Source organism: Paraburkholderia kirstenboschensis, from assembly GCF_032806925.1.
Lineage (GTDB): Bacteria > Pseudomonadota > Gammaproteobacteria > Burkholderiales > Burkholderiaceae > Paraburkholderia > Paraburkholderia kirstenboschensis.
In genome coordinates this window covers 169299-181023 of sequence record NZ_CP136512.1, presented here as the reverse complement: position 1 = coordinate 181023, position 11725 = coordinate 169299, and the positions used below count along the sequence as shown (strand labels likewise).

At 63.4% G+C, this 11725-nt stretch carries 12 protein-coding genes; 7 read left to right on the top strand and 5 right to left on the bottom strand.

The genetic code is table 11. The features are described 5' to 3' along the window. Positions 1 to 45 precede the first annotated feature (45 nt). The 5 genes from RW095_RS09460 to hutC (RW095_RS09440) all read left to right on the top strand — a co-directional run bounded on the left by RW095_RS09460 (position 46) and on the right by hutC (RW095_RS09440) (position 5023). Entirely contained in the window at positions 46 to 768 is a 723-nt protein-coding gene (locus tag RW095_RS09460) for an ABC transporter permease (RefSeq protein ID WP_317018678.1), read from the top strand. 13 nt (positions 769 to 781) lie between these two features. Next, positions 782 to 1537 (top strand): ABC transporter permease, encoded by a 756-nt coding sequence (locus RW095_RS09455; RefSeq protein ID WP_128587422.1) that lies wholly within the window; start codon positions 782 to 784, stop codon positions 1535 to 1537. A 35-nt stretch (positions 1538 to 1572) separates the two neighbouring features. Beyond that, positions 1573 to 2364, top strand: coding sequence for an ABC transporter ATP-binding protein (locus RW095_RS09450; protein WP_128596634.1), 792 nt, complete (start codon positions 1573 to 1575; stop codon positions 2362 to 2364). 38 nt (positions 2365 to 2402) lie between these two features. Beyond that, on the top strand, positions 2403 to 4079 hold the full coding sequence (locus RW095_RS09445) for an HAL/PAL/TAL family ammonia-lyase (protein WP_317018675.1): 1677 nt from the start codon (positions 2403 to 2405) through the stop codon (positions 4077 to 4079). A gap of 260 nt (positions 4080 to 4339) precedes the next feature. Then, the gene (gene hutC / locus RW095_RS09440; protein ID WP_317019808.1) at positions 4340 to 5023 is read left to right on the top strand and encodes a histidine utilization repressor; all 684 of its coding nucleotides are present in this window, start codon (positions 4340 to 4342) and stop codon (positions 5021 to 5023) included. Positions 5024 to 5063: 40 nt separating this feature from the next. Here hutC (RW095_RS09440) and hutC (RW095_RS09435) read toward each other — a convergent pair whose 3' ends face one another. The 5 genes from hutC (RW095_RS09435) to RW095_RS09415 all read right to left on the bottom strand — a co-directional run bounded on the left by hutC (RW095_RS09435) (position 5064) and on the right by RW095_RS09415 (position 9078). Continuing rightward, positions 5064 to 5894 (bottom strand): histidine utilization repressor, encoded by an 831-nt coding sequence (gene hutC / locus RW095_RS09435; RefSeq protein WP_317018674.1) that lies wholly within the window; start codon positions 5892 to 5894, stop codon positions 5064 to 5066. A gap of 51 nt (positions 5895 to 5945) precedes the next feature. Continuing rightward, positions 5946 to 6809, bottom strand: coding sequence for an amino acid ABC transporter ATP-binding protein (locus RW095_RS09430; RefSeq protein ID WP_128585088.1), 864 nt, complete (start codon positions 6807 to 6809; stop codon positions 5946 to 5948). A 17-nt stretch (positions 6810 to 6826) separates the two neighbouring features. After that, complete coding sequence (locus RW095_RS09425; RefSeq protein ID WP_317018672.1) at positions 6827 to 7489, bottom strand: amino acid ABC transporter permease; 663 nt, start codon at positions 7487 to 7489, stop codon at positions 6827 to 6829. A gap of 19 nt (positions 7490 to 7508) precedes the next feature. Continuing rightward, entirely contained in the window at positions 7509 to 8159 is a 651-nt protein-coding gene (locus tag RW095_RS09420) for an amino acid ABC transporter permease (RefSeq protein ID WP_317018671.1), read from the bottom strand. 91 nt (positions 8160 to 8250) lie between these two features. Beyond that, positions 8251 to 9078 carry a transporter substrate-binding domain-containing protein gene (locus RW095_RS09415; RefSeq protein ID WP_027780241.1) on the bottom strand — a complete coding sequence of 276 codons (828 nt, stop codon included), beginning with the start codon at positions 9076 to 9078 and terminating at the stop codon, positions 8251 to 8253. A 218-nt stretch (positions 9079 to 9296) separates the two neighbouring features. Here RW095_RS09415 and RW095_RS09410 point away from each other — a divergent pair, with 218 nt between their 5' ends. Together RW095_RS09410 and RW095_RS09405 are read left to right on the top strand one after the other, a co-directional pair. Then, entirely contained in the window at positions 9297 to 10271 is a 975-nt protein-coding gene (locus RW095_RS09410) for an isopenicillin N synthase family dioxygenase (protein ID WP_317018669.1), read from the top strand. Positions 10272 to 10298: 27 nt separating this feature from the next. Then, complete coding sequence (locus RW095_RS09405) at positions 10299 to 11720, top strand: FAD-binding oxidoreductase (RefSeq protein WP_317018668.1); 1422 nt, start codon at positions 10299 to 10301, stop codon at positions 11718 to 11720. Positions 11721 to 11725: the final 5 nt, after the last annotated feature.

Below are 11725 nucleotides of genomic sequence, written 5' to 3'. Positions count from 1 at the left end.
TCGCGCATGCAGCTGTTTCATCGTCGTCATGACGGGAGGTAGGCAATGGCTCTGATACAGATGCTCGGCTTCGGGCCGGAAGGTTGGGGCGGCGTGCTGCTGCTCGCGGCGTTGATGACTGTCGCGCTCACGCTCGCGGCCCTCGCGGTCGGGGCCCTATTCGGCGCACTGGTCGCTGCGGCCAAGCTGTCGCGCCTGCGCACACTGCGCGTGATCGGCGACATCTACACGACGGTGTTTCGCGGCGTGCCCGAACTGCTCGTCATCTATCTGTTCTACTTCGGCGGCTCGACGCTCGTTACGACCGTTGGCCAGTGGTTCGGCGCCGAGGGCTTTGTCGGCGTGCCGCCGTTCGTGATCGGCGCGCTCGCCGTCGGCATGATTTCCGGCGCGTATCAGGCGGAGGTGTATCGCTCGGCGGTGCTCGCGGTATCGCGCGGCGAGCTGGAAGCGGCGCGCTCCATCGGCATGCCGAGCCTGACCATGGCGCGCCGCATCCTGATTCCGCAAGTGCTGCGTTTCGCGTTGCCCGGCATCGGCAACGTGTGGCAACTGAGCCTGAAGGATTCCGCGCTGATCTCGGTCACAGGTCTCGCCGAACTGCTGCGCACGAGTCAGGTGGCGGCGGGCTCCACGCATCAATACTTCACGTTCTTCGTGGTCGGCGGCGCGTTGTATCTGCTGATGACCAGCATCTCGAACCGGGTCTTCAACCACGCCGAGGCACGCGTGGGCCGGTCCTTCAAGCGCAACTTCGCGCGCAACTGACGGCGACGGCATCATGAACTTCGACTTCGATTTTCTGTTGGATACGGTGAAGCAGTTGCTCGCCGCCGTGCCGACCACGCTCGGCCTCTTCTTCTGTTCGCTGATTCTCGGTGGGCTGCTGTCGCTCGTCATCGTCACGATGCGTGTGTCGCCGCACTGGCTGCCGAACCGGTTCGCGCGCGCTTATATCCTCGTGTTCCGCGGCTCGCCGCTCCTGATCCAGATGTTCCTGGTGTACTACGGCATGGGTCAGTTCGGCGTGATTCGCGAGAGCTTCATGTGGCCGGTGCTGCGCGAGCCGTATATGTGCGCGGTTTTATCGCTCGCGCTCTGTACCGCCGGTTATACCGCCGAAATCATTCGCGGCGGCTTGATGGCCGTGCCGGTCGGTCAGATCGAGGCGGGTTATTCGATCGGTTTGTCGGGCTTTGCGCTGCTGCGCCGCGTGATCGGTCCGATTGCACTGCGCCAGTGTCTGCCCGCTTATTCGACGGAAGCCGTGCTGCTCGTCAAATCCACCGCGCTCGCGAGTCTCGTGACCGTGTGGGAAGTGACCGGCGTCGCGCAGCAGATCATTCAGCAAACGTATCGCACGACGGAAGTTTTCATCTGCGCCGCGCTGATCTATCTGTTCCTGAACTTCATTATCGTGCGCGCACTCGGCATGCTCGAAACGCGCCTGTCGCGGCATCTGCGTGCGGCGCCGAAGCAAACCGCGCCGAGCCGCCCGGTGTCCGCCACCACCGAAGCACGCCGCGCCGCGCCTTGAGCGCCCGGCCATTCCGGATGAACCTGGAGAATTCCATGAACGCTACGGCACCCGTTGCACTGTCGGTCAAGAACATTCACAAATCGTTCGGCGACCACCACGTGCTCAAAGGCATTTCGCTCGACGCTCATCAAGGCGACGTGATCTCGATTCTCGGCGCGAGCGGCTCGGGCAAAAGCACGTTCTTGCGCTGCCTGAATCTGCTGGAAACACCGGACGACGGTTCGGTCGCGCTCGCCGGAGAAGAACTGAAAATGAAGCGCCGCGGCGACGGCAAGCTGCAACCGAGCGACCGCCGTCAGGTGGACCGCGTGCGCTCGCAACTCGGCATGGTGTTCCAGAACTTCAATCTCTGGTCGCATATGACGGTGCTCGAAAATCTGATCGAAGGGCCAATGCGCGTGCTAAAGCGCAGCCGCGCCGAGTCGGTGGAAGAAGCCGAGGCGCTGCTGGCGAAAGTCGGTCTCGCGGAAAAGCGCGGCCATTATCCGGCGCATCTGTCGGGCGGGCAGCAACAGCGTGTGGCGATTGCGCGCGCGCTCGCCATGCATCCCAAAGTGATGCTGTTCGACGAACCCACTTCGGCGCTCGATCCCGAACTCGTTGGCGAAGTGCTGCGCGTAATGCGCTCGCTTGCCGAAGAAGGGCGCACGATGCTGGTGGTCACCCACGAAATGGGTTTTGCGCGGCACGTGTCGAACCGCGTGATGTTCCTGCACCAGGGGCAAGTGGAAGCCGACGGCACGCCTGACGAAGTATTCGTCGAGTGCAAGTCGGAGCGCTTCCGTCAATTCGTGTCGAGTCATCAGGACCGCACGACCAACTAATCCGTATCGCCAGGCAATCTACCGAGCAGAGCAACATCATGGCCGTGATCCGTTCCGATCGTCCTTTCGACTGGGCCCAGGTGGCGGCGGTCGCCGCCGGCGAGCCGCTCGAACTTTCCTCCGACGCCCGCGCGCGCATCGCGGCGGCGCGTGTGCTGGTGCAACAGATCGTCGAGCGCGGCATTCGCGCGTATGGCGTGAATACGGGCGTGGGCGCGTTGTGCGACGTGATCGTGTCGCCAACCGAACAGCGCACGCTGTCGCGCAACATTCTGATGAGTCACGCGGTCGGCGTCGGCGCGCCGCTCGGTGTCGCCGAGACGCGCGCAATCATGGCCGCCGCCGTCAACAATTTCGCGCATGGGCACTCGGGCATCCGTATCGAGGTCGCCGATCAACTCGTGGCCTTGCTCAACGCCGACTGCTTGCCTGAAGTGCCGGCGTTCGGCTCGGTCGGTTATCTGAGCCATATGGCGCATATCGCGCTGGTGTGCATCGGCGAAGGTCATGTGCGGTATCGCGGCGAGCGTCTGAAGGGGCGCGACGCGTTGCACATGCTCGGCCGCGAACCGCTCGTGCTGGAAGCGAAGGAAGGGCTCAGCCTTATCAACGGTACGCCTTGCGTGACCGGGCTTGCCGCGTTGGCGCTTGCACGCGCGGTGCGTCTGCTGGATTGGACCGATGTCGTCGCCGCAATGAGCTTCGAGAATCTGCGCGGCCAACTGGCAGCATTCGATGAAGACTCGCTCGCGCTGCGCATTTCACCGGGACTGAACCTCGTAGGCGAACGCATGCGCACGGCGCTTGCCGACAGCGGCATTCTCGCGGCTGTGGTCGGCCAGCGCACGCAAGATCCGCTCAGCATGCGCACCATTCCGCATGTGCACGGCGCGGCGCGCGACGTGCTTGCCGCGACCGCCGACGTGGTGGATCGCGAACTGGCGTCGATTACCGACAACCCGATTGTCGCGGGCACGCCGGAAGATCCGCGCGTTTATTCGCAGGCGCATGCGGTGGGCGCATCCATTGCGCTGGCGATGGACAGCCTCGCCACCGCCATCGCGCAGGTCGCCGCGATGGCCGAACGGCGGCTCGATCGTCTCGTCAATCCGCTGGTGAGCGGCTTGCCCGCGTTTCTCGCCGAGCCTGGCGGCACTTGCTCGGGCTTCATGATCGCGCAGTACACGGCGGCCTCGCTGGTTGCGCAGAACCGGCGCCTCGCGCTGCCCGCGAGTCTCGACGGCGGCATCACGTCGGGCTTGCAGGAAGATCACCTGTGCCACGCGACGCCTGCCGCATTGAAGGCGCTGGAAATCGTCGACAACGCAGGGCGCATCGTCGCGATAGAGCTGCTGGCCGCGGCGCAGGCCTACGACCTGCAAGTCACCGGCGCACCACCGGCGCCGCATACGCAGGCGTTGTGGCAACGCGTGCGGCAGATCGTGCCGACGTATCGCGACGACCGTCCGCTCGCGGACGACATGAGCGTGGCTTTCCGGATGATCGCCGGCGAGGCGCCGCCGCCGTTGCCTGGACCTGACAAGATGAGGCAGCACAATTTCAGCGTCGTTGCGGACGCGTCTGTCGGGAAGCTCGCAGCGGCGAGTAACTTTCCCGCCGCCGCGAACAGTGTTAGCGATACGGCCGGCGCGATCAATATGGCCGGCCAGATCGCCATCGCAGGCGGCGCGCCGGTCGTCGCTCACGTGGCCTGATGGAGACAAAACCGGTGAGCGGGCCTACCCGCCGGCGAACCGACCGAGGTGTCCCCAAGGGGACTTACTGCGGGGCGTAAAAGCGGTACAACGGATAGGATCCGCAACCCACCCACGAGGTCGGAGTGAACACAACTACAAATGAGCAAAAGCAAGCACAACACAGCGCGCAAACAGGTGCACAAGCGGCCGCACAAATAAGCGCGCGAAGTGGCGGCAACGTGGACCGCGCCGCTTGCAAGGAGACGCCGGCGAAAGCAATGCCCGCCTATGAGCAGATCAAGCGCTATGTGATCCGGCGTATCACCGAAGGCGACTGGAAGCCGGGCGGCCTGATCCCTTCCGAAACGGAACTGGTGAAGGAGTTTGGCGTCGCTCGCATGACGGTTTCGCGCGCGCTGCGCGAATTGACCTCTGAGCGCGTGCTGACGCGTGTGCAGGGTTCCGGTACGTTCGTCGCGCCGCAGCGGTACGAGTCGACGGTACTGGAAATCCGCAATATCGCCGATGAAATCGCCGCGCGCGGTCATCGTCATTCGGCCCGCGTGTTGACGCTCGAACCGAGCGACGATCCGCAGGCGCTCGAAGCGCTCGGTTTGTCGAGCGGCCCGGCGTTTCACTCGTGCATCGTGCACAGCGAAGAGGGCGAGCCGATCCAGTACGAGGATCGCTACGTCAACCCCAAGGTGTTCCCCGAATATCTGCAGCAGGACTTCACCATCGAGACGCCGAATCACTACATGGTGCGTCTCGCACCGATTCAACGCGCGGAGTTTCGCATCTATGCGCAGAAGCCGGACGCGTACGTGCGCCGTCATCTGTCAATGGAGATCGGCGAGCCATGCTTGCAGCTATGGCGTCGTACCTGGGTGGGCGACGACGCGGCGACGTCCGTGCAGTTGTGGCATCCGGCCTCGCGTTTTCATCTAGCGGGCAATGTGTGACGCGCCAACACGGCGAGACCAACTTGTGGCGCGCAGCGCGTCAGCCTTGCCGTTGAGACATATCCGGCGAAAAGCGGCAGCCGAGCCGATAACGCGAGCCGGGATGTACGAACCGCGCGAACGTCACGGCAACACCACTCGTCCACGTTCGGCGCACGAGCGTGAGACAAGGTTCTTCCGCGCGAATTTCGAGTAGTCCGGCTTCGGCCTGAGTCGGTAGTCCCGCGTCGACAATGTGTTCGACGTCGTGCGCGGGCACCGTTTCAAACAGGTATTCCGACGGCCTGATCGCCGAAAAATCCTGCTGCAAAAAATCCGGCGCAATGGCCGGATTGACGTAGCGGTCCTCCAGCTGCACCGGCAAGCCGTTCTCGCGGTGCACGCAAACCACATGAAAAACCGAAGCGGCCGGCGCGAGCCCTAACGCATTCGATACCACGACAGAAGCGGTCTCGCGCTGCAAAAGCACGGTACGGTAGCTGTATTCGTGTCCGCGCGAGCGAATCTCGTCGCCGATATGCGCGATCATCAGGAGCGTGGATTGCGGCCTCGCTTGCGCGACGAACGTGCCGACGCCCGACACGCGCGTAACCAGCCCTTCGTGCGCCAGCTCGCGCAGCGCGCGATTGACTGTCATGCGCGAAACGCCCAGCGTCGCAACGAGATCCAGTTCGGAGGGCAGACGCTCGCCGGCCTGACGCGCGCCCGATTCGATGATGCCGCGAATATGATGCTTGACCTGCTCGTAGCGTGCGGCCGGCGCTTCGCCTGCAGCGCGCGTACCCGGAGTCGCGTCGCGCGTGCTTTGAGCCGCGGCGGCTGGCGGCTTGCCGCGGGCTTTGTGGCTCTTGCCGCGAAGCATGGAGGACATCGGCAGCCCCTGGTTACTGTCCGCGCAATGCGGTCGGGGCAGGGCGCGCGTTCATAGCGGCTCTGCGTCGTCTGGGCCGCGCGCCCAGAAAGCGTTGCGGTCGAAGTAGTTCTGCAGGAACTGCCGCAAGCGGGGCTGTCCGGCGTCATGGAAAACTTCGCGCGGTTGGCCTTGAACAGCAATGCGTCCCTGGTCAATGAACATGACCTTGTCCGCGACCTGCGCGGCGAAGCCCATTTCGTGCGTGACGACGGCCATTGTCATGCCGTCGCGCGCGAGTTGCTTCATCACTTGCAGCACCTCGCCGACGAGTTCGGGATCGAGCGCCGAAGTGGGTTCGTCGAACAGCATGATGTGCGGCTCCATTGCCAGCGCTCGCGCAATGGCCACGCGCTGCTGCTGGCCGCCTGAAAGTTTCGCCGGGTATGCATCGCCCTTATGCGAGAGGCCCACTGTTTCGAGCATCGCGTTCGCGCGGCGGCGCGCGTCGGCGTGCGGCAGGCGCCGCACGCGCACCAGCGCTTCCATTACGTTGCCGAGCGCCGTCATGTGCGGCCATAGATTGAATTGCTGAAACACCATGCCGACGTTACGCCGCACGCGATTGATCTCGCCTTGCGACGCGCGCACGCGCTTGCCGTTGCGCTCGCTATAGCCGAGCAGTTCGCCTTCGATGCGCACGTCGCCGTGATCGTACGTTTCCAGCGCAGCGAGGCAGCGCAACAGCGTGCTCTTTCCCGATCCGGAAGGCCCGATGATGCACACCACCTCGGAGCGGGCAATCTCCAGATCGACGCCGCGCAGCACTTCGACTTCGCCGAAGCGTTTGCGAAGATCGCGCACTTCGATCAGTGGCGAACCATGTCGGGTGTCGACGGCGGACGCGGAAGAGGGCATGTCGGCGATGGCGTTCATGAAGTAATCCGATTCCTTTATGCCATGAAACGCGCGATGCGGGTTTCGGCCCACATGCCCGCGCGCGAAGTCAGTTCGACGAGCGCGAGATAGCACACGCACAGCATGAGCAGCGTTTCGACGAAAGCGAAGCTCGCCGAGCCGATGCCGGTCAGCACGAACGTCAATTCGGGCACCGTGACGATGGACAGCACAGCGGTCTCCTTGCTCAACACGATGATGAGGTTGGTCAGCGCGGGCACGATCAACACCAGCATTTGCGGCATCTGAATGCGCCACACGGCCTGGGCGCGCGTCAGGCCGAGACACGACGCCGCTTCGAGGTGGCCGGGCGGCACCGATTGAAACCCGGAGCGGAACGCTTCGGCGAAATAGGCGCTGCCATAGAGGCCGAGACCGAGCACGCCGGCTGTCATCGGTTCGAGCGTGAGGCCGAACGACGGGCCGCCGTAGTAGAGCAAAAACAGTTGCACGAGAAACGGCGTGCCGCGAAAGAGCTCGATATAGAAGCGCAACAGGCCGCGTACCCAGCGTCCGCAAAAGAGCTGCAGCACCGCGATCAGAAAGCCGATCAGCATGCCGATCATGACGCCCGCCGCCCAGGTGTCGAGCGTGGTGGCGAGGCCCGCTGCAATCGGCTGAAGATTATGCGTGATGACGGTGGGATCGAACTGTTGCATAGCGTTGGCTCCGGGTCGATCAGGCGTGCTTCAGACGGTACTCGGCGGCATGCGCGATGAGCGCGAGCGCACCGCAAATCACGAAGTAAATGAGCCCTGCCGCAAGATACGCTTCGAGCGGTCTGTAAGTACTCGCGGCGATGTTCTGCGCGGTGCGAGTCAACTCCGCTACACCGACAACCGAGATCAGCGACGAGGCCTTGATCAGCAGCACCATTTCGTTGACGAGCGACGGTAGCGTCAGGCGAAACGCCTGGGGCACGAGAATGCGCCGGAGCGTATCGAACGGCGAGAGGCCGAGCATGCGCGCGGCTTCTATATGACCCGGCGGAATGCTGAGAAAACCGCCGCGCAGAATTTCGGCGATATAGGAGGCCGAGCACAGCGACACCGCGCTGATCGCGGCCACGAGCGGCGATACGTTGATGCCCGCGAACGGCAGCAGGTAATACACCAGCAGCAATTGCACGAGCATCGGCACGCCGCGAAAGAAAAACACATACGCACCGCCGAATCTGCGCGCGGCGCGATTCGGCGACAGGCGCGCCGCGCACACGCCGACCGCGACGAAGAAGCCAATGAAAAGACCCGTCAGCGAAACGCCGATGGTGGCAAGCGCCGCGTGCAGCAAGAGCGGCATGCCCTGAACGAAGGCGGTCGTGCTGAACATGGGTGTCGCCCTCACCAATGTGCGCTAGATGCGCACCAGGTGCGCAGCAAGTGTGCGCTGAGTGCGCGTGTTATGTGCCTCTGAAACGAGTTCAATAGTTCGGCGCGGGCATGGTCGTTGGGGCGTCCATCGCAACGCCGAACCACTTCTTCTGCAAAGTCGCGAGGCGTCCGTCGTTGTGCATTTTCACCAGCGCCGCATTGAAAGCGTCTGCGAGCGGCTTGCTGTCGGCGTCTTTGCGCAGGCAGTACGCGAAGTACACTTTCGCGCCGAACGGCGGTTGCACCACCGCGAACGTTTCGGGACGCTGTTTGGCGACGTAGGCAATGTTGGTCATTGAATTCGCCACCGCGGCAATGCGGCCGGCGGCGAGGTCGGCATAGGCCTGGTTGTTGTCGACGTATTCGCGGATTTCAGGCGGCTTCGGCAACGTGGCGACATATGCCTTCAACTGATCGAGCTGGGCCGAACCCTTGCCCGCGCCCACGGTCTTGCCCGCAATGTCCGACGATTGCTTGAGCGCCGTGTCGTTCGCGCGTTTGAGCAGCGCGTCGGTGGCGTCCGCAACCGGCAGCGTGTACGTGTAGCGCTCCATGCGCGCTTTCGTGACGGTGAGCGGGCCGCCCACCATATCGAACTTGCCCGCTTCGAGGCCGGGCAGCACGCTCGGCCACGGCAAGTCGATAAAGCGCACCTTCACGCCGAGTTCCTTACCAACCTCGGCGAACAGATCCTTGTTGAAACCCGCTTGCTGACCGTTTTCGAGGAAGTCGAAAGGCGCGAATTGCATCTCGGTCCCAACCACGAGTTCGCCGGCCTTCTTCACTTTGGCGAGCTGGTCCTCCGCATGAGCGGCGACACTTGCGGCGCACAACGCCAGCATGACCAAACGACACTTCCAGCCTGAAAGGATGCTCATGGGATTCTCCGGTTGGCAAAGCGATGCCCGCACAAAGCGGCTCGGCGCAAGTCATTCGAGGCAGTATATACCGCAGTTTTCGCGCAAAATAAATAAACACGCGAGTAGAGAAAAGCACTTATGCGAAGCACCGCGCGTTCACTTGCGAGCACGCTTTTGGCGGTATATACCACTGCAATGCCTTGGCGATCCCGCCGATCCTCTCACGGAGCAACGCGATGCCTGTGACCCGTATTCCACTCATTGACTTTGCCGGCGTGCGCGCGGGCGACCCGCATGCGTTGCAGCGCGTGGCGCGGGAAATCCGCGAAGCGTGCACGACGATCGGCTTCTTCTACATCGTCAATCACGGCGTGCCGCAAGCGACAATCGACGCCGCGGAACAGGCCGCGCGCACGTTCTTCGCCGTCGCACCCGAGATCAAACGGCGCGCGGCGGTCAACCATCGGCATCGCGGTTTCAATGCGCTTGGCGACGCGACCATGTACCAGGCGAAACGGCCCGATTACAAGGAGTTTTTCAGCATCGGACTCGAATTGCCGGAAGACGACCCGGATGTGCTCGCGGGCCAGGCGCTGCGCGGACCGAACAACTGGCCGGACTTCATGCCCGAGCTGCGTCCCGCGTTGTACGGTTATTACGAGGCGGTGGGCGCATGTGGCGCCGATCTGCTGCGCGCGGTGGCGGTCAGTCTCGGCGTCGACGAACATTTTTTCGCACCACGTTATACGAAGCGGATGCAGCGCACGCAGATGGTCTACTATCCGCCGCAGCCGCCTCAGTCGGACGAGGATCAATTCGGTGTCGCGCCGCACACCGATTACGGCTGCATCACACTGCTGTGGCAGGACCAGGTGGGTGGCTTGCAGGTGCGTGAAATCGCTAACGATACCTGGATCGATGCGCCGCCTGTGGAGGGCAGTTTCGTCGTGAACGTCGGCGATCTTCTCGCACGCTGGACCGACGACCGCTTTCGCTCCACGCTTCATCGCGTGATCAATGCGTCCGGGCGTGAGCGTTATTCGATCGCGACGTTCTACGATCCAACCTACGGCGCAATTGTCGATCCGCGCGACCTCGGCGCGAGCGCGGACCATCCGAAGTATCAGCCGGTGGCCGCGGGCGACTATATTCTCGGGCGCATCAACGATTCGATGGGTTATCGGAAGAAACACGCTGCTCAAACGACATAAGCAAACAGGCAACCGAAGGAACACTGCATGACGGACAACAGCAACGCGAACGCGCCGGTCGGCACGGCGCCGCTTGCGGCAACGCTCGACGCACTGCGTGCCGCGCTCGGCAATGAGGCGGTGCGCGTGGGCGACGAGATCGGCGAACGCGCGCTGACCGACTGGACGCGCCACGCTCCGACGCGGCCAGCCGCATTGCTGCTGCCGCGCAGCACGGAAGACGCCTCTCGTGCGCTCGCCATTTGCCACGCGGCCTGTCAGCCAGTGGTGCCGCAGGGCGGTATGACGGGGCTGGCCGGCGGAGCGATCGCTCGCGCCACTGACATAGCGTTGTCGCTCGAACGCTTGACTGGCATCGAGGAAATCGACGCGGCTTCGGCCACGCTGACCGTACGCGCCGGCACTACATTGCAAACCGCACAGGAAGCGGCGGCGCAAGCGGGCTTTGAACTCGCGCTCGATCTCGGCGCGCGCGGCTCATGCCAGATTGGCGGCAATCTCGCGACCAATGCAGGCGGCAATCGCGTGATCCAGTCGGGCACCGCGCGCGACCAGGTGCTGGGTCTCGAAGTCGTGCTCGCCAATGGCGACGTGCTGACCTCGCTCGGCAAGATGGTCAAGAACAACACCGGCTATGACCTCAAGCACTGGTTCATCGGCTCCGAAGGCACGCTCGGCATCATCACGCGCGCGGTGCTGCGGCTTCACCCGCAGCGCGCCGCGCGTCACACGGCGCTCGTCGCGCTGGACGGGTACGATGCGGCCGTCAATCTGCTTCGGCGTCTGTCTACGCGTTTCGGCAACGACATCGGCGCATTCGAAATCATGTGGCCGGACTTCTACGATTTCGGCGTGAAGCTCACGGGCACACGTTCGCCGTTCGACGGCTCGCATCCGCTCTATGCGCTAATCGAACACGCGAGTTTCGATGCAAGCGACACCGGCGAGCGCTTTTCCGCGGCGCTCACCGAGGCGCTCGAGCAAGGCGCGATCCGAGACGCGGTGATTGCACAATCAATGGCGGACGCGCGTACGTTATGGGCAATTCGCGAATGCACCGCCGAATTTCCGGTGCGGCTCGACGCGATCAATTTCGACGTGAGCGTGCCGATTAGCGTGATCGGCGACTTTGTCGAGCGCTGCCGCGCGGCCCTGAACGAACGGTGGCCCGGCAACGAATCCTATTTCTTCGGGCATATCGGCGATTCGAATTTGCATGTCACCGTGGACGGCCATTCGATCCCCGGCGTCGATCATCATGCCGTGTACGCGTTCGTCTACGAAATGCTCGGGCCGCTGCATGGGTCCGTGTCGGCGGAACACGGAATCGGTTTGCTCAAGCGCGAGTTTCTGCCTATCTCGCGCTCGCCCGCCGAACTGGCGGCAATGGCAGCAATCAAGCATGCGCTCGACCCCCACGGCATTCTGAATCCGGGCAAGCTGTTTTGAAACTG